Origin of the sequence: Kosakonia sp. MH5 (assembly GCF_009935945.1) — a bacterium.
Lineage (GTDB): Bacteria > Pseudomonadota > Gammaproteobacteria > Enterobacterales > Enterobacteriaceae > Kosakonia > Kosakonia radicincitans.
Window position 1 is genome coordinate 261,678 of the sequence record NZ_QODH01000004.1, and the last position, 17,003, is coordinate 278,680.

The window sequence follows — 17,003 nt, forward strand, 5'->3', positions numbered from 1 at the left end:
CCTGACCAATAAGGATAGACGCTCTGGAGAAGGTTGGCGGCAGAGACAGAAAAACCGCCAAAACGGCGGCTTTTCATGTTGCCGGTTCGCGATCAGGCGTGCGCTTCTTTATACACGCTACGCTGCGGCTGACGAATGGTGGTGGAGAGCGCCAGCGAAAGAATCAGCAGTGCGAAGATAACGCAGAAAGTGACATAGAAGCCGCCGAACACCGACGCAATCAGCGAACCACAGATACTGCCGATACCGAAGCCCAGGTAAATCACACCGTAGTTTTTCGCCAGGTTGTTGAGGCCGAAGAACTCGCTGACCAGCGACGGGAAGACGGTGATCGTACCGCCGAAGTTAAAGGCAACACAGGCAATGGCTGCAAAGAATGTAGTCGCATTCAGCGGTGCGAACAGCAGAGCCGCCATACCGACCAGCGAAATCACCTGACCGATAGTAATCACACGGATACGGGCAATTTTATCAGAGAGAATGCCGAGCACCAGGCGACCGCTGAGGTTAGCAATGGCGATAATGGTAACCGCATTCGCCGCTGTTGCGACATCCAGATGAACCATGCCCTGGGCGATATCTTTCGCAACACCAATCACATACAGGCCGCTCATGCAGGCGGTGAGGAACATAACAGCCAGCATCCAGTATTGCGGTTTACGCATGGACTGCGCCAGGGTGAAGTCGTTTGCAACAACACCATTCACGGTCGCAGCTTTCTGCAGCGGCGCATCGGTCATCAGGGTTGCGCCGAAGACAATCATCACCAGCGTAATCAGGCCCCAGATCATAAAGGTTTTTTCCAGGCCAACACTTGCCAGCAAGTGGCTGTCGATGAATTTAAAACCGAGGCTGCCAAGGCCGTAAGAACCAATAGAGAAGGCAGAAATCAGGCCCTTACGTTCCGGGAACCATTTCACGCAGTTCGAGAGCGTTAACAGATAACCCGCGCCATCTGCCAAACCCACCAGCACGCCTGCGCTCATCCACAGCATCAACAGGTTGTTGGAGTGCGCGGTCAGGAAGAACCCCAGACCCAGCAGAATACCGGAAGCTATGGTGACGCGTTTCACGCCAAAGCGCTCCTGCAATTTCCCGGCAATAGAGGAGGAAAGCGCAAGGCCAAGGCTCAACAAACCGAAAGAGAACGCAATCTGACTGACGGGCTCGTTCAGTTTTTCCGCCAGCGAGCTGTTGAACAGGCTCCAGGTATAAACAGACCCTAACGCGAATTGCGTAATAATGGTCCCGATCAGCGTCAGCCAGCGAGTGTGATTAGCAGTTGAAGTTTTCATGGCAGTTGTCCTGCAGAAATAAATGAGAAGTTTCACTGCCGACAACCATAACGAAGCGCATTTCATGCCTGGTGAAAAAAGGCATGAAATGCAGCAGAGGAGGAATGAAATGCATCTAAGCGGGAATGAATGACACAGTGAAATTTCATGCCATCAATAAATCAAGGTAAGTTAGTACATACTATCAATAAGAAACGCGCCAGCTATTGTTTCTTAAGTGTAAATAGTTTGTTTTAAGCGTGCTTCAAAAACGTGCACTAACGCCCATACTGTATAAATAATGTTGCCCCAGCGTTACATTTTCCGACTGCGATAACGACGCATAAGCGGCAAGGTGTGGATTCAGCAGCATATCGGCGCCTAAAGTCACATCCATCCAGTTACCGTACTGATTCGCCGCCGTTAAGCGATTAAGCCCGGACTGGTTTTTCCAGACATTATCGCCGAACTGCTGATTGAAGCTGATTTGCGCCCACGGGCGAAGATCGCCAAAGCGGCTGTCTACGCGCCATCCAAGCGAGCTAATACTGGCATGCCACAAGGGATCGCTGTACTGCGCGGTGGTCGCGCTGTCGCCAAATTCGTTATACATTGACGTGGTTGAGCCATCGTAATGCCAGGCCGCAACCGGGCCGGTGGTAACGCTGCTGACCAGCGGAATATTCCAGCCAATACTCATGGTAGTGATCGGATCTAGCGGTGTGTCATCCGGCAAATTCAGCGCAATACCCGGCGAATTTTGCGCAGAGCGGATACGCTCTTCCAGAATATCGTTATAACGTGGTTGTCGTTCGCTATCCCAGGTATAGCGTTCGGTCGCGGTACTTTGCGGGTCGGTAACTATATATTCTTGCTGCCACGCCGCCGCTGTCTGAGCAAAAAGCAGACACGCAGGCAGCAGCGCCAGCGGAAGGCCACTGTTTTTTATTTTCATCAAGTTGCGACTCCAGAGAAGAGCCGAATCCGGCGTATTCGTTATGATTGTTTATGGGCTAAAGCCCTTTACTAAATATTGTCTTTCTGTTGTGCGCGTCAAGGCAGGCGGACGTTTATTTTACCAGGCATAAATGGAGTAAGAATATGCAGCGTTGTGGTTGGGTTACTCAGGATCCTCTGTATCTCACGTACCATGATACCGAGTGGGGCGTCGCGCAAAGGGATGGTAAAAAGCTGTTTGAAATGATCTGCCTGGAAGGGCAACAAGCCGGGCTGTCATGGATTACCGTATTGAAAAAACGGGAGAATTATCGCGCGGCTTTTCATCAATTCGATCCTGAACGCGTAGCGGCGATGAGCGCAGAAGATGTGGAGATTCTGCTGCAAAATGCCGGCATCATTCGCCATCGCGGCAAGATAGAAGCCATTATTGGCAACGCCCGCGCATACGTGGCAATGGCGCAAAACGGCGAGTCATTTTCAGAATTTGTCTGGGGGTTTGTCGATAACACGCCGCAAATCACCCAGGCGGCGACGCTCGGCGAGATTCCAACTTCGACAGCAGCGTCAGATGCTTTATCAAAGGCGCTGAAAAAGCGCGGCTTTAAATTCGTCGGCACCACCATTTGCTACTCGTTTATGCAGGCCTGCGGTCTGGTCAATGACCATATTACCGGCTGCTTTTGCCACCCCGGAGGCATGCATGATCCGCGCGTGGCATAGCCGGGATTTATCGCCTCTGCTGACGCTGTGGATGGAAAGCACCTGTTTTGCTCACCCGTTTATCGACACACGCTACTGGCAGGAGAGCGAAGCGCTGGTGCGTAATGCCTATCTCCCGTCGGCGAAAACCTGGGTCTGGGAAGCGCATGGCGAGCTGGAAGGGTTTATCAGCGTGATGGATGAACAATTTATCGGGGCGCTGTTCGTGCGCCCTGCCGCCATTGGCCAGGGAATTGGCAAAGCGCTGATGAATCACGTCAAACAGCGCTTTCGTTGGCTAAGCCTCGAGGTGTACCAGAAAAACGAACGGGCGGTGAAGTTCTACCATGCGCAGGGCTTTCGTATTGAAGAGAGCGCCTGGCAGGAAGAGACCCGCCACCCGACGTGGATCATGAACTGGCAGGCGGATCAAAAGCCGTCAGCGTAAGCGCCGGGCCGGTATATTTCTCTACCCACGCCAGCGCCGTGTTTCCTGCACAACCATTGCCCAGGCGCGAGCTGGGCAGATCTTTGGCCAGCACGTTCACGGCGCCGTTTTTACAGATGCCGCCCGCCGCAGGCTCCAGGTCCGGCCAGGCGCCTTCGTGAATACAGATCACGCCAGGCTTGATACCCTCGGTCACCACCGCCCCCGCCAGAACCTGCCCACGCGCATTCCATACGCGCACAACATCGCCCGCGACAATTCCGCGCGCCTGCGCATCGGCAGGATGCAGGGTAATGGGTTCGTGGCCAGCAACAGCATACTGTTCACGCAAACGGGTAAAGTTAAGCTGACTGTGCAGACGATGCGCCGGATGAGCCGACAGCACCTGCAACTGATCCGGTTCGGCATTACCGTGCCATTCGTCCGGCTCCAGCCACATCGGATGCGGCGGACAATCAGCGTAACCAAAGCTACGAATGCGCTCCGAGAAGATTTCGATTTTGCCGCTCGGCGTCTTCAGCGGGAACTGTGCAGGATCACGACGGAAATCGGCAAAGCGCACAAACCGGGCATTCTGCTCGCTTTCCGGCATCTCAATGAGCTGGTTTGCTTCCCAGAATTCGGCAAACGGCGGTAGCGTCACCTGCTGGCTGGCACCGCGCTCAGCGGCAATATTGTAAAAGGTTTCCAGCCACTGAAGCTCGCTTTTGCCTTCGGTAAAGCGCTCGCGGCCGCCCGTTTCCCAGCGCTCGCTCAGTTCGGCAAACACCTCCCAGTCATCGCGCGCTTCATACTGCGGAGCAACCACGCGCTTCATCGGCACCAGATGTTGATTGCTGTAATCGCCGGTCATCGTCAGATCGTTGCGCTCGAACGAGGTGGTGGCAGGCAGAACGATGTCCGCATGCTTCGCCGCTGCTGTCCAGAAACACTCCGAAATCACCACCAGCTCCGGCTTCTGCCAGGCGCGGATCAGGCGATTGGTATCCTGATGATGGGTAAAGTTCGCACCGCCGGCCCACCAGACAAAACGGATCTGCGGGAAGTGCCTGTCCATGCCATTGTGCTGATACGGTGCGCCGGGGTTTTCCAGCGCTTCCACAATGCGGGCGACCGGGATTTTATCCACCGCGTCAACGCCGCCCTGCACCGTGCCCTGCATCGATGCCAGCACGGCTGCGCGCCGCGTCGGGTTACCGCCGTTGGCAAAATGGTAAGAGAGACCAAAACCGCCGCCGGGCGTACCAATCTGCCCGATCATGGCGGCGAGCGTGACCAGCATCCAGTGTTTCTGCTCACCATACTGCTGGCGCTGCATACCCCAGCCGGACATCAGCATTGTGGTATTTTCATGAAAAAGTTGCGCCAGTTCGCGGATTTTCGCCGCATCAATGCCGCAAATTGCCGCTGCCCATTCTGCCGTTTTCGCGACGCCGTCCTGCTCGCCGGTCAGGTAGGCGGCAAACGTGGGGTAACCTTCTGTGCAGCGGGCCAGGAAATCGTCATCCTGCCAGCCATTTTCCACCAGCGTATGGGCGATGCCCAGCATCAGGGCAACATCGGTTCCCATATGCGGAGCAATCCACTCCATGCTCTCGCCAAAGAAATCAACGGTCTCCGATCGCATCGGATCGATACAGATCACCCGCTTGCTGCTTTTACGCAGCGCATCAAAGTAAGGAATGCCCTGTTCGTCGGTCGCATTCCAGGCAATTTTCAGGGTGTTGAGCGGGTTTGCGCTCCACAGCACCACCACTTCGCTGTGCTCCAGAATCAACGGCCAACTGGTTTGCTGCTGATAGACTTCGTTGCTGCCGACGACGTGCGGCATGATGGCCTGCGCCGCGCCAGTGGAATAATCACCCAGATGGCCCGTGTAACCGCCCGCCAGGCTCATATAGCGTTGCAGCAGCGTCGCCGCTTTATGCAGCACGCCATTGGAGCGCCAGCCGTAGGAGCCGGCAAAAATAGACGACGGGCCGTAGCTGTCGCGAATCCGTTTGTGCTGGGCGTGGATCAGCGCCAGCGCATCCTCCCAGCTCACACGCACAAATTCGTCCTGCCCGCGCACACCCTGCGGATTGGACGGCGAAGCGAGAAAGCCTTTGCGCACCATCGGATAGCGCACGCGCGTCGGGCTGTGCACCTGCTCCTGCACCACGGTTTGCAGTGAGTTCGGATGGCGAGTCGGTAGCGCACCGCGCGAAGCGAGCACGTTTTCACCGTCGGTATCGACCAGCATCGGCCCCCAGTGGGCCGCCGTAAGAACTGTTTTGATAGCAGGGTTTGCCAAAGCGCGCTCCTGAATAGCTTGCAGGTGATGGCGGCACGATGCCGCTCTGATGTTCTGTTCGCTCTATCATCCACAGCCGCGGTGTAATCGCAAAGAATTAAACGTCATTACGCGCACACTCCGGGTGATATGCCTGTGTTAGTGCTTGATTGCCCGCGATTTCGCGCTAAGGTGTGGACAATCATTTACGGCGAGGGAAGCAGCAATGGCGAAAATGGCGCGCCCAACCATCAGCGATGTGGCAAAAGCAGCGAAAACCGGGAAAACCAGCATTTCACGTTACCTTAACGGTGAAAGGCATCTGCTGTCGGCTGACTTGTTGGCGCGTATTGAGCAGGCCATTGCCGATTTGGATTATCGCCCCAGCCTGATGGCGCGCGGCCTTAAGCGCGGCCGAACCCGCCTTATCGGCCTGATTATCGCCGATATCACCAACCCCTATTCAGTGCATGTGCTAAGCGGTATCGAAGCGGCCTGCCGGGAAAAAGGGTTTACACCACTGGTCTGTAATACCAACAACGAGCTGGATCAGGAACTGCATTACCTCGACCTGCTGCGTAGTTATCAGGTAGAAGGCATCGTGGTGAATGCGGTCGGCATGCGCGAAGAGGGATTAAACCGGCTGCAACAATCCGCCCTGCCGATGGTACTGATTGACCGTAAAATCCCTGATTTCGCCTGCGATGTGGTTGGGCTGGATAACACCCAGGCCGCCACCACGGCCACAGAGCACCTGATTGAACAAGGTTTTGAGGCGTTACTCTTCCTCAGCGAACCGCTGGGAACGGTGAACACCCGCCGCGAGCGGCTCAGCGCCTTTCGCGCTACCCTTGCCCGCTATCCGGGCGTGGTGGCGGAAAACGCCGAAGTGCCGCTGCATGAAGCTGCACTACTGGACAATGCCCTGCGCCAGTTCCATGCCCGCCACCGCGGGATGCGCAAAGCGGTGATCTCCGCCAACGGCGCGCTGACCTTACAGGTAGCGCGTTCACTCAAACGCATCGGCCTGAACTGGGGCAGCGACATCGGCCTGCTCGGTTTTGACGAGCTGGAGTGGGCTGAGCTGGCGGGCGTGGGCATTACCACGCTTAAACAGCCAACCTGGCAAATCGGTTACGCCGCTGTAGAGCAGGTGGTACGACGCATTGAAGGCCAGAGCGACACGGTGCGCGAGCAGGTATTTTCCGGCGAACTGATCGTCCGCGGCTCCACGTCTCGTTAACGACACTGCGTGATAGCGATCATAAATTCAACATACCGCGCTTTTCTTTGGAACCGGTTCCATCTAGCGTTAAAGACAGAACCTATTTGCTGTCTTTGCCGGGGAGCCGGAGTATGCCGAGAAAAATTATCGTTGTTACCGCCGCATACGGTCATGACACGATCCACGCAATGGGCGGGCAGATGGCCCTGCTGCCCGTTATCGCCGCCGCCGGAGCTGACGGCGTAGAAATCCGCCGCGAGCTGCTGAGCAGCGAAGAGATCGGCCATTTGTCCTCGCTGGCGTTCGCCATTGAAATGCACAATCTGCAAGCTTGTTACTCCGCGCCGGAGCCACTGTGCCTGGCGGATGGCGCGCTCAATCCTCGTTTACCCGCTTTGCTGCACGAAGCCCATACGCTTAAAGCCCGCTGGTTGAAAGTCTCGCTGGGCCATTTTACCGATCAGGCGGTACTGGCAACGCTGCGCGACTGGCTACTGACCGGCCCGGTGCCGCTGGTGGTGGAAAACGACCAGACGGACTGCGGCAAACTTGCGCCGATGCTGCGCTTTAAAGCTGCCTGCCATACCCTCTCGCTGCCGGTGACGCTGACATTCGATACTGGCAACTGGTTGTGGGTCGGTGATTCACCCGAAGAAGCTGCCCGCCATCTGGCGCCAGCGGTCAGCTATATCCACGTCAAAGCGGCTGTCGTTCATGGGCACACTTTTCGCGCCGTACCGCCGGATGAAGCCGATGCCCGCTGGCTGGCGCTGCTGGATAACCTGCCCGCCGACGCGCCGCGCGGTATTGAATTCCCCCTGCAGGGCGACGACCTGATCGCCGTTACCCGTCATTACGTTGAACTGTTATGTAAGGAGCCACGCCATGCATAACGCGCTGGATGTCATCACTATTGGCGAAGCAATGGCCATGTTTGTCGCCACCGAAACCGGCGACCTCGCCGGGGCCGGACACTTTATTAAACGCGCGGCAGGCGCAGAACTGAATGTGGCGACGGGCCTGTCGCGGCTGGGTTTGAAAGTCAGTTGGGTCAGCCGCGTCGGCGATGACAGCTTCGGGCGTTTCATCCTCAATACGCTGCGCCAGGAGGGAATTGATACCCGTTGCGTGACGCTGGATGGGCGCTTCGCTACCGGGTTTCAGCTTAAATCTAAAGCCGAAAATGGAACCGATCCCATCGTGGAGTATTTCCGTAAGGGCTCGGCGGCCAGCCATCTGTCGCCGGAGGATTTTAACGCCGACATCTTTAGCCAGGCGCGCCATTTGCACATCAGCGGCGTGGCGGCTGCGCTGTCGGCAACCTCATATGCTCTGCTGGAACATGCCGTCGCGCGGATGAAAGCACAAAACAAAACCATTTCGTTCGATCCGAATCTGCGCCCGGTGTTGTGGAACAGCGAAGCGGAGATGGTGGAGAAACTGAACCGCCTCGCCTTTCAGTCCGACTGGGTTCTGCCGGGGCTGAAAGAGGGTGTCATTCTGACCGGCCAGCGCACACCTGAAGGGATCGCCGATTTCTATCTGCAGCGCGGCGTTCAGGCGGTGGTGATCAAAACGGGCGCCGATGGTGCATGGTTTAAAACCGCCAGCGGTGAGCAGGGCGCGGTGCCGCCGGTCAAAGTGGAAAATGTTGTCGATACGGTCGGTGCCGGAGATGGTTTCGCCGTGGGCGTACTGAGCGCTCTGCTGGAAGGTAAAACCCTGCCTGAAGCGGTACGCCGGGGTAACGCCATCGGCGCGATGGCCATTCAGGTGCCGGGCGACAGCGAAGGATTGCCGACACGCGCACAGTTAGGCGCGTTGTAGTTGTAAAGCCTGAAAGTTATTCAACCAAAAACATCCGCCGCACTGTGCCCTACACACAGGCGGTAAGTAACCTCAACCATAGAGGCAATCTTATGAGTAACGCGACAAATTCGTCCAAACGCTGGCTGTACATCATGCCGATTGTATTTATCACCTACAGTCTGGCGTATCTCGACCGTGCAAACTTCAGTTTCGCCTCCGCCGCCGGTATCAATGACGACCTGGGCATCACCAAAGGCATCTCTTCGCTGCTCGGCGCACTCTTCTTTCTCGGCTACTTCTTTTTCCAGATCCCCGGCGCGATTTATGCAGAGCGCCGCAGCGTCCGCAAACTGATTTTTATCTGCCTGATTTTGTGGGGCGGCTGTGCATCATTAACCGGTATCGTCAGCAATATCCCAATGCTGGCCGCCATCCGCTTTATTCTCGGCGTGGTGGAAGCGGCGGTCATGCCCGCGATGCTTATCTACATCAGCAACTGGTTTACCAAATCGGAACGCTCACGCGCCAATACCTTCTTAATCCTCGGCAACCCGGTGACAGTACTGTGGATGTCGGTGGTGTCCGGCTATCTGATCCAGGCTTTCGGTTGGCGCGAAATGTTCATTATTGAAGGCATTCCGGCAGTGATCTGGGCGTTTTGCTGGTGGGTGCTGGTGAAAGACAAACCGGCGCAGGTAGCGTGGCTCTCCAGCGATGAGAAAGCGGCGTTGCAGGCCCAGCTTGAAAAAGAGCAGCAGGGCATCAAAGCCGTACGTAATTACAGTGAAGCCTTCCGCTCGCGTAATGTCGTTCTGCTGTGCCTGCAATATTTTGCCTGGAGCATTGGCGTATACGGTTTTGTACTGTGGCTGCCGTCAATTATTCGCAGCGGCGGCGAAAACCTCGGCATGGTCGAAGTAGGCTGGCTCTCTGCCGTTCCGTACCTTGCCGCAACGCTGGCAATGATCCTGGCCTCCTGGGCTTCCGATAAGCTGCAAAACCGTAAACTGTTTGTCTGGCCGCTGCTGCTGATTGGCGCATTCGCCTTTATCGGTTCATGGGCAGTGGGCGCCAACCATTTCTGGATCTCTTATACCCTGCTGGTGATTGCCGGTGCCGCAATGTATGCCCCATACGGGCCGTTCTTCGCCATTATCCCGGAAATGCTGCCGCGCAACGTCGCTGGTGGCGCAATGGCGCTGATTAACAGCATGGGCGCGCTCGGCTCATTCTGCGGCTCATGGGTGGTAGGTTACCTGAATGGCGCAACCGGCAGCCCGTCGGCCTCGTACATTTTCATGGGGGTAGCACTTTTCACCTCTGTGTGGCTTACTTTAATTGTTAAGCCTGCTAACAATAAGCAGATTCCGGCAGGCGCATCATCACAAGGGAGAACCGCATGAAGCCGTCTATCATCCTGTACAAAGCCTTACCCGATGACCTGCAACAACGTCTGGCCGAGCACTTCACCGTAACCCAGGTTGCCAACCTGAAACCGGAAACGGTGCAACAGCACGCTGAGGCTTTCGCTACTGCGCAAGGGCTGCTGGGTTCCAGTGAGAAAGTCGATGCCGCGCTGCTGGAGAAAATGCCGCAGTTGCGCGCAACGTCAACGGTCTCGGTAGGCTATGACAACTTTGATGTGGACGCGCTGAACGCACGTAAGATTTTATTGATGCATACCCCGACCGTGCTGACGGAAACGGTCGCCGATACCATTATGGCGCTGGTACTGAGCAGCGCCCGCCGCGTGGTAGAGGTCGCCGGGCGGGTAAAAGCGGGGGAATGGACATCCGGTATTGGCGCAGACTGGTTCGGCATCGATGTGCATCACAAAACAATGGGCATCATCGGGATGGGTCGTATCGGGCTGGCGCTGGCGCAACGCGCGCACTTTGGTTTCGGCATGCCGATTCTCTATAACGCGCGTCGCCATCACGCCGAAGCAGAAGCGCGCTTCCAGGCGCGCTATTGCGATCTCGATACCCTGTTGCAGGAGTCCGACTTTGTGTGTCTGGTGCTGCCTCTGACCGAAGAGACGCATCATCTGATCGGTAAAGCGCAGTTTGAAATGATGAAAAAATCGGCGATCTTCATTAACGCCGGACGCGGCCCGGTAGTGGATGAAAATGCGCTGGTGGAAGCCCTGCAAAACGGCGAAATCCATGCGGCCGGGCTGGACGTCTTCGAGAAAGAGCCGCTGCCCGTTGATTCACCGCTGCTGTCACTGCCCAACGTCGTGGCGCTACCGCACATCGGCTCCGCAACGCACGAGACACGCTACAACATGGCGGCCTGCGCGGTGGATAACCTGATTGACGCGCTCAATGGCAAGGTGGAGAAAAACTGCGTCAACCCGCAGGTCGCAGGCTGACGATTCACCCTGCTGCGGACATAAAAAAAGAGGCGATTAATCGCCTCTTTTTTTGTCTGCGCCCGCTTACTGCTGCGTGGCGTTAACGGTCGCGGTCCAGGCCTGGTTGAACGCCTGATGCTGCGCCGCCAGCGGAGCAATCAGCGCGTTATACTGGCTGGCCTGCTGGGACGTCGGGAACTGGATGCCGTTAGCAACAAAGCTCACCTGCGTATCCTGCTGGGCAATAAAGTCGCCCACCTGCACCAGTTGCTGAGTGAAGACCTGCGCCGCCGGGATCAGCGGTTGCAGTGCGTTGGCCGGATTGGTAACCACTTTGGTATACACCTGGTCAAACACCGGCTTGAGATCGTCCGCCTGTTTTAACGCCGCGTGGGAAGCATCCGCCTGCATTTTCGCATTCTGCAGTTGCTGGCTAAGTACGCCGAGCGAGCCATTGGCCTGACGAAGCGGTTCACGCTGGGTCATATAATCCTGCGGTACCCGGATGGCGTTAACGCTGTCCACTACCGGACGCAGACCGGAGTCCATCGCCTGGTTCACCTGCTGGGAATAGCCATAAATCACAGCATAATCAGAGACAAACGGACCGAACTGTTTTTTCTGATCTGCTGTCAGAGCGGGCAGACGTTCACTGCTACGCATCGCCGTATTTTGCAGGAAGTCGATAAACGCCTTGCGCTGATCGCCTTCTTTATCGAAACACCCACTCAGGCTAACTACCATTAATAACGCCGCAAGAGGCGCAAACCAGCGAGAGCAGGACTTTCCTGTCGCCATTTTATTACTCCTTTCACCCATAAAAGCGCACACCGGCACACGCGTGCCTGACGGCTTACAAGGATAGTCCAGGTCCGCCTCGCAAGATACCCTTTCCTTACATTCTTAATACGATGAATTCGACCTGGCATGAAAATTTCCCGGAAGGCGTGCAGATAATTCTTAATCCAAATTAAACGAAAGGTTTTACACAAAAATACTGAGCGCCGACAGATGCATATGAATCAAACAATTAAGCGGCAGAAAACTCACTTAAGATGCATCTGAAGCGTATGAAAAGTCATTTACCGTCTAATTAATCACAGCCAAAACCACACACCAGGAATTTTCACGACTATTCTTAATAAGCTGTATCACGATCCCGCTGTGTGATTTTTACGAGGAGTTCTCAATGGAGTATAAAGATCCTATGTTTGAACTGCTGAGCAGTCTGGAACAGATTGTTTTGAAAAATGAAGTAACGCAGCCGGTAACTCTGAGCAAAAATCCGAATTCCTTTAGTGACTTTGAACAATTGCGACGCGGAACCGGGCTTCAAATTGATGACTTCGCTCGTGTAATGGGAGTCTCAGTATCAATGGTGCATGAGTGGGAATCACAACGAATAAAACCCACCGCGACTGAAATGAAACTGATGCGTCTGATTAATGCTAACCCGACGCTCAGCAAACAGCTTATTGATTGAACGTATTTACCACCAGAACCCCCGCTGAGCCGGGGGTTTGTTGTTTCTGCTTTAAAGTAAAGTCCCCCAGACAACCCATACCCACGATTGAAGCCCCCACAACGACAGGCCTGACTCTCTGCGCTTCAGGATTAAATTTCACGTGATGCTGTTATTCAGCGCTAATTTTTTGCGCGCGATTGCCGATGAATATGATGACTTAACTAAAAGCAGCAGACAGGGCGTGTAATCCAGGTACGCAATTTCACAAAGGAAACGACTACACAAGGCATTAGCGCAAAGCGCAACGCTGCGGCAAGTGCAAGCAATAATCAGGGAAGGCCGTTCCATAGAGAAGCATTGTTCTGGTGTTACGGCAACGAACCACTAAAAGAGAATGAATGATGTCCAGATATATTCTGATTGTTGACGACAGCCGCCTGTCGCGCATGATTTCACGGCAGTTTGTCACTAATTTGCATAACGACTGGAAAATTGACGAGGCCGGCACGGGCGAAGAGGCGATCGCTCTGGCCGCGACGACGCCACCGTATCTGATCTTGCTGGACGTTAATATGCCGGGCATTGGCGGGCTGGAGACGGCTTCGCGCATTCGTAAAAGCCACCCGCAAACCCACATTGTTCTGCTCACTGCCAATGTGCAGCATTCCGTGCAAGCCGCCGCCGAAGAACTTGGCCTTGGTTTTCTGCCGAAACCGCTGAAAGAGCCGCAGCTCCATGCATTGCTGAATAGCCTGGAGACGAATTCATGAACGCGCTGACGGATATCAGCGATATCGAAGCTGACAGCCTGATGGAGATCTTCAACATTGGCGTCGGCCATGCGGCTGCAGCGATGAGCAATATCGTCAATGAAGAAGTACGAATGTCGGTACCAACCATCCGCTTTACCACCCGCTCCGACGCTGCCGATGAGCTGGGCGCAGGTGTCTCGCTGTTTGGTATCAGTCAGCATTATGAGGGCGCGTATGCTACGGAAGCGATTTTGATGTTTCCGGAAGCCGCCAGTTTTGAAATCGTACGCATGATGGTTGGCGATCTGATCCCCGCCCACGAACTGGGGGAGATGGAACGTGAAGCGATGAGCGAAATCGGTAATATCGTGCTCAACGCCTGTGTCGGTACGCTGGCGAATATGTTCCAGAAAGAGCTACAGGGCTCACTGCCCGAAGTGCGCGTCGGCACCAGCAAGGAGATCCTCAATCCGGACAAAGATGAAAACGATCCGATAGTGATGATGCTGCGCATCGATTTTGCGCTGGAGCGCCAGCAAATTCAGGGGTATCTCGCGTTTATCCTGGATATGTCTGCGCTGCAAGACTTACGTGAGCAAATCCGGCTCTATATCAGCCGCCTTGAATCCGGTTGTGTTCCCGACGGAATGTAATCATGAAAGATAAGTTGCTACTGGATGCATTCTCTGCGCTCAGCCTCGGCGTGATCATCGTTGATGCGCAATACCGCATTACGTTGTGGAACGCCTGGCTGGAAGCCCATACCGGCCTTGCCGCCAGCGAAACGCTGGGGGAGGATTTTTTTACTGTCTTTCCTGACTTGCAGTATCACCGCGTGGGCGATGCTATCCGCCAGGCGATTGGCCACAATTTATCAGCCCTGCTGTCGCAGTCGCTGCACCGTTCTCCGTTTCCGCTTTATGCCGAACCGGCACGGCCTGCTGCCCGGCTGAGCCAGGCCGTGACTATTGTTCCGCTGGGTGATACTGAACGGTTTTGCCTGATCCAGATTGTGGACGTTACGGCCGCAGTCCGCCGCGAATCCCTGCTGCGCGACCAGGCGCACGAACTGTTATCACAATCGCTGTCGGACGGCCTTACCGGCGTGGGCAACCGGCGTTACTTCGATCTCTGCATTGACCGCGAATGGCGCGCCAGCAAGCGCAACAACAAATCGCTGTCGCTACTGCTTATCGATGTCGATCACTTCAAACGCTATAATGATTGCTACGGCCACCAGCGCGGAGATGAGTGCCTGCAACAGATCGCGACCGCTATGCGTAATGCACTGGATCGCCCAAACGACATTCTGTTTCGCTATGGCGGCGAAGAGTTCTGCGCCCTGCTGCCGGAAACGCGCTCCGCCGATGCGGTGGAAATTGCCGAACGGTTGCGCACCAGTGTTCAACTGCTGGATTTACCCCATGCTAACTCGCCCGACCGCATCGTCAGCGTGAGCATTGGTGTCGCCAGTCTCAACCAGCAACAACACACAGAATACGGCCAGCTTATTCAGAGTGCGGATGACGCGCTGTACGTAGCCAAACGCGCGGGCCGCAATACGGTGCGCGTAAAATCCGCCACCAGACAATCGCAACCGGTTAAGAGCTGATGAAGTGGGGCTATAAAAAAACCCGCCGGAGCGGGTTTTTTCGTTGCAGATGACCTATTGCAGCAGGGAGATATCCGCTACCTGCAGGAACAGTTCACGCAGTTTCGCCAGCAGCGTCAGGCGGTTAATACGCACGTCTTTGTCGTCGGCGTTTACCATTACCTTTTCGAAGAACTCATCAACCGGCTCACGCAGTTGCGCCAGTTCGATCAGTGCTTCCTGATAGCGACCTTCTGCAAAGAACGGCTCCAGCTTATCGCGCAGCACCACCAGATTACCGGCCAGCTTGATTTCGGCCGCTTCTTTCAGCACCGAAGCATGAACGATGTCGTTCAGCGTTTCATCAGACTTCGCCAGAATGTTGGAGACACGCTTATTGGCTGCCGCCAGCGCCGCCGCTTCTTCCAGGGTACGGAAGTGCGAAACCGCCTTCATGCGCGCATCGAAGTCCGCCGGTTTGGTCGGACGGCGCGCCAGTACGGCCTGAATGGTGTCAACGCTGAAACCTTCGTCCTGATACCAGGCGCGGAAGCGACCCAGCATAAAGTCGATCACATCATCCACCACGTTAGCATTGGTCAGCTTGTCGCCGTACAGACGCACCGCTTCTTCGGTCAGCGTTTGCAGATCCAGCGCCAGGTTCTTCTCAACGATAATACGCAGCACGCCCAGAGCGGCGCGGCGCAGTGCGAACGGGTCTTTATCGCCTTTTGGATGCTGGCCGATACCAAAGATACCCGCCAGCGTGTCCATTTTATCGGCAATCGCCAGCGCGCAGGCAATTGGGTTCGACGGCAGTTCATCACCGGCGAAACGCGGCTGATACTGCTCGTTCAGCGCAACAGCAACATCTTCTGCTTCGCCGTCGTGACGCGCGTAGTGCATGCCCATCACGCCCTGGGTGTCGGTAAATTCAAACACCATGTTGGTCATCAGGTCGCACTTGGAGAGCAGACCCGCGCGGGTGGCATGATTGACGTCAGCGCCAATCTGCCCGGCGATCCAGCCTGCCAGCGCCTGAATGCGGTCGGTTTTGTCGCGCAGCGTACCCAGTTGCTGCTGGAACAGCACGGTTTGCAGGCGCGGCAGATGATCCTCAAGACGTTTTTTGCGGTCGGTATTGAAGAAGAACTCGGCATCCGCCAGACGCGGGCGCACTACTTTCTCGTTACCGGAGATAATCTGCTGCGGATCTTTCGATTCGATGTTGGCGACGAAGATAAAGTTCGGCAGCAGTTTGCCGTCGTTACCGTAAACCGGGAAGTACTTCTGGTCACCTTTCATGGTGTAGACCAGCGCTTCCGCCGGAACCGCGAGGAATTTCTCTTCGAACTTCGCCGTCAGCACCACCGGCCATTCCACCAGCGAAGTGACCTCTTCCAGCAGGCTGTCGCTCAGATCGGCATTACCGCCGATTTTGCGCGCCGCTTCTTCAGCATCCGCTTTGATTTTGGCTTTACGCGCGTCGTAATCGGCGATCACTTTGCCGCGCTCGAGCAGAATTTGCGGATACTGATCGGCATTATCGATAGTGAATTCCGGCTCGCCCATAAAGCGATGGCCGCGGATCACACGATCGGAATTGATGCCCAGAATCGTCGCCGGAACAACGGTGTCGCCCAGCAGCAGCGTAACGGTGTGCACCGGACGCACAAACGTCACTTCCGACGCGCCCCAGCGCATCAGTTTCGGGATCGGCAGCTTAGCAAGCGAGGTGGCAACCATGTTCGGCAGCAGCGTTTCGACGCTTTCGCCTTTTACATGGGCGCGATAGAGCAGCCACTCGCCTTTGTCGGTGGTCAGACGCTCGGCCTGATCGACAGTAATACCGCAACCACGCGCCCAGCCTTCAGCAGCTTTGCTTGGTTTGCCTTCGGCATCAAACGCCTGCGCAATCGCCGGGCCGCGTTTTTCAACTTCACGATCCGGCTGCGATGCGGCAAGTTTTGCCACTTTCAGCGCCAGACGGCGCGGCGCGGCAAACCACTGTACGTCGCCGTGAGCCAGGCCCGCGGCATCCAGTTCAGCGGTAAAATTGGCAGCGAAGGACTCGGCCAGGCTGCGCAGTGCTTTTGGTGGCAGCTCTTCGGTGCCGATTTCCACCAGGAATGTTTTCTCAGACATGGCCGCC

16 protein-coding genes are annotated in these 17,003 nt (G+C 55.8%); 11 read left to right on the forward strand and 5 right to left on the reverse strand.

Annotated features, from left to right (window positions below; all coding sequences use genetic code 11):
* Positions 1 to 92: 92 nt before the first annotated feature.
* Both DK872_RS13460 and DK872_RS13465 read right to left on the reverse strand, forming a co-directional pair.
* Positions 93 to 1,295 (reverse strand): MFS transporter, encoded by a 1,203-nt coding sequence (locus DK872_RS13460; protein WP_007369566.1) that lies wholly within the window; start codon positions 1,293 to 1,295, stop codon positions 93 to 95.
* Positions 1,296 to 1,539: 244 nt separating this feature from the next.
* Positions 1,540 to 2,229, reverse strand: a complete 690-nt coding sequence (locus DK872_RS13465) for an autotransporter domain-containing protein (RefSeq protein WP_161518443.1) — start codon at positions 2,227 to 2,229, stop codon at positions 1,540 to 1,542.
* A 146-nt stretch (positions 2,230 to 2,375) separates the two neighbouring features.
* On the opposite strand from DK872_RS13465, the gene tag reads away from it, so the two are divergent.
* Both tag and DK872_RS13475 read left to right on the forward strand, forming a co-directional pair.
* A complete protein-coding gene (gene tag, locus DK872_RS13470; protein WP_161518444.1) occupies positions 2,376 to 2,954 on the forward strand; it encodes a DNA-3-methyladenine glycosylase I in 579 nt (192 codons plus the stop codon).
* On the forward strand, positions 2,935 to 3,381 hold the full coding sequence (locus tag DK872_RS13475; RefSeq protein WP_035886752.1) for an N-acetyltransferase: 447 nt from the start codon (positions 2,935 to 2,937) through the stop codon (positions 3,379 to 3,381). The genes tag and DK872_RS13475 overlap by 20 nt, the downstream gene beginning before the upstream one ends.
* On the opposite strand, the gene DK872_RS13480 is transcribed toward DK872_RS13475, so the two are convergent.
* Positions 3,344 to 5,674 carry a molybdopterin guanine dinucleotide-containing S/N-oxide reductase gene (locus tag DK872_RS13480; protein ID WP_161518445.1) on the reverse strand — a complete coding sequence of 777 codons (2,331 nt, stop codon included), beginning with the start codon at positions 5,672 to 5,674 and terminating at the stop codon, positions 3,344 to 3,346. The two genes, DK872_RS13475 and DK872_RS13480, sit on opposite strands and share 38 nt — an antisense overlap.
* 205 nt (positions 5,675 to 5,879) lie before the next feature.
* Here DK872_RS13480 and DK872_RS13485 point away from each other — a divergent pair, with 205 nt between their 5' ends.
* From DK872_RS13485 to ghrB, 5 genes are all read left to right on the forward strand, one after another.
* Complete coding sequence (locus DK872_RS13485; RefSeq protein WP_035886754.1) at positions 5,880 to 6,896, forward strand: LacI family DNA-binding transcriptional regulator; 1,017 nt, start codon at positions 5,880 to 5,882, stop codon at positions 6,894 to 6,896.
* Between the two features lie 113 nt (positions 6,897 to 7,009).
* On the forward strand, positions 7,010 to 7,771 hold the full coding sequence (locus DK872_RS13490) for a sugar phosphate isomerase/epimerase (protein ID WP_161518446.1): 762 nt from the start codon (positions 7,010 to 7,012) through the stop codon (positions 7,769 to 7,771).
* Positions 7,764 to 8,705, forward strand: a complete 942-nt coding sequence (locus tag DK872_RS13495) for a sugar kinase (protein WP_035886756.1) — start codon at positions 7,764 to 7,766, stop codon at positions 8,703 to 8,705. Before DK872_RS13490 ends, DK872_RS13495 begins: the two co-directional genes overlap by 8 nt.
* Before the next feature lie 92 nt (positions 8,706 to 8,797).
* Entirely contained in the window at positions 8,798 to 10,090 is a 1,293-nt protein-coding gene (locus DK872_RS13500) for an MFS transporter (RefSeq protein WP_161518447.1), read from the forward strand.
* Positions 10,087 to 11,061, forward strand: coding sequence for a glyoxylate/hydroxypyruvate reductase GhrB (gene ghrB, locus DK872_RS13505; protein ID WP_007369556.1), 975 nt, complete (start codon positions 10,087 to 10,089; stop codon positions 11,059 to 11,061). Before DK872_RS13500 ends, ghrB begins: the two co-directional genes overlap by 4 nt.
* A gap of 66 nt (positions 11,062 to 11,127) precedes the next feature.
* Here ghrB and DK872_RS13510 read toward each other — a convergent pair whose 3' ends face one another.
* Positions 11,128 to 11,841 carry a DUF3053 domain-containing protein gene (locus tag DK872_RS13510; RefSeq protein WP_007369555.1) on the reverse strand — a complete coding sequence of 238 codons (714 nt, stop codon included), beginning with the start codon at positions 11,839 to 11,841 and terminating at the stop codon, positions 11,128 to 11,130.
* Between the two features lie 391 nt (positions 11,842 to 12,232).
* Here DK872_RS13510 and DK872_RS13515 point away from each other — a divergent pair, with 391 nt between their 5' ends.
* The 4 genes from DK872_RS13515 to DK872_RS13530 all read left to right on the forward strand — a co-directional run bounded on the left by DK872_RS13515 (position 12,233) and on the right by DK872_RS13530 (position 14,872).
* A complete protein-coding gene (locus tag DK872_RS13515) occupies positions 12,233 to 12,526 on the forward strand; it encodes an HTH-type transcriptional regulator (RefSeq protein ID WP_007369554.1) in 294 nt (97 codons plus the stop codon).
* Between the two features lie 380 nt (positions 12,527 to 12,906).
* Positions 12,907 to 13,278, forward strand: a complete 372-nt coding sequence (locus DK872_RS13520; RefSeq protein WP_071921684.1) for a response regulator — start codon at positions 12,907 to 12,909, stop codon at positions 13,276 to 13,278.
* Positions 13,275 to 13,913, forward strand: coding sequence for a chemotaxis protein CheC (locus DK872_RS13525; RefSeq protein WP_007369551.1), 639 nt, complete (start codon positions 13,275 to 13,277; stop codon positions 13,911 to 13,913). The genes DK872_RS13520 and DK872_RS13525 overlap by 4 nt, the downstream gene beginning before the upstream one ends.
* 2 nt (positions 13,914 to 13,915) lie before the next feature.
* Positions 13,916 to 14,872: a GGDEF domain-containing protein gene (locus tag DK872_RS13530; RefSeq protein WP_035886759.1), complete on the forward strand. Its 957-nt coding sequence runs from the start codon at positions 13,916 to 13,918 to the stop codon at positions 14,870 to 14,872.
* Positions 14,873 to 14,926: 54 nt separating this feature from the next.
* Here DK872_RS13530 and glyS read toward each other — a convergent pair whose 3' ends face one another.
* Positions 14,927 to 16,996, reverse strand: a complete 2,070-nt coding sequence (glyS, locus tag DK872_RS13535; protein ID WP_035886761.1) for a glycine--tRNA ligase subunit beta — start codon at positions 16,994 to 16,996, stop codon at positions 14,927 to 14,929.
* Between the last annotated feature and the right edge of the window lie 7 nt (positions 16,997 to 17,003).

What these genes read in the sequence shown, in the direction of transcription:
- DK872_RS13520 (WP_071921684.1), top strand. Translation starts at nt 12,907, where the DNA reads ATGATGTCCAGATATATTCTGATTGTTGACGACAGCCGCCTGTCGCGC.
- DK872_RS13490 (WP_161518446.1), top strand. Translation starts at nt 7,010, where the DNA reads ATGCCGAGAAAAATTATCGTTGTTACCGCCGCATACGGTCATGACACG.
- DK872_RS13485 (WP_035886754.1), top strand. Translation starts at nt 5,880, where the DNA reads ATGGCGAAAATGGCGCGCCCAACCATCAGCGATGTGGCAAAAGCAGCG.
- ghrB (WP_007369556.1), top strand. Translation starts at nt 10,087, where the DNA reads ATGAAGCCGTCTATCATCCTGTACAAAGCCTTACCCGATGACCTGCAA.
- tag (WP_161518444.1), top strand. Translation starts at nt 2,376, where the DNA reads ATGCAGCGTTGTGGTTGGGTTACTCAGGATCCTCTGTATCTCACGTAC.
- DK872_RS13460 (WP_007369566.1), bottom strand. Translation starts at nt 1,295, where the DNA reads ATGAAAACTTCAACTGCTAATCACACTCGCTGGCTGACGCTGATCGGG.
- DK872_RS13475 (WP_035886752.1), top strand. Translation starts at nt 2,935, where the DNA reads ATGATCCGCGCGTGGCATAGCCGGGATTTATCGCCTCTGCTGACGCTG.
- DK872_RS13500 (WP_161518447.1), top strand. Translation starts at nt 8,798, where the DNA reads ATGAGTAACGCGACAAATTCGTCCAAACGCTGGCTGTACATCATGCCG.
- DK872_RS13530 (WP_035886759.1), top strand. Translation starts at nt 13,916, where the DNA reads ATGAAAGATAAGTTGCTACTGGATGCATTCTCTGCGCTCAGCCTCGGC.
- DK872_RS13510 (WP_007369555.1), bottom strand. Translation starts at nt 11,841, where the DNA reads ATGGCGACAGGAAAGTCCTGCTCTCGCTGGTTTGCGCCTCTTGCGGCG.
- DK872_RS13465 (WP_161518443.1), bottom strand. Translation starts at nt 2,229, where the DNA reads ATGAAAATAAAAAACAGTGGCCTTCCGCTGGCGCTGCTGCCTGCGTGT.
- DK872_RS13515 (WP_007369554.1), top strand. Translation starts at nt 12,233, where the DNA reads ATGGAGTATAAAGATCCTATGTTTGAACTGCTGAGCAGTCTGGAACAG.
- DK872_RS13495 (WP_035886756.1), top strand. Translation starts at nt 7,764, where the DNA reads ATGCATAACGCGCTGGATGTCATCACTATTGGCGAAGCAATGGCCATG.
- glyS (WP_035886761.1), bottom strand. Translation starts at nt 16,996, where the DNA reads ATGTCTGAGAAAACATTCCTGGTGGAAATCGGCACCGAAGAGCTGCCA.
- DK872_RS13525 (WP_007369551.1), top strand. Translation starts at nt 13,275, where the DNA reads ATGAACGCGCTGACGGATATCAGCGATATCGAAGCTGACAGCCTGATG.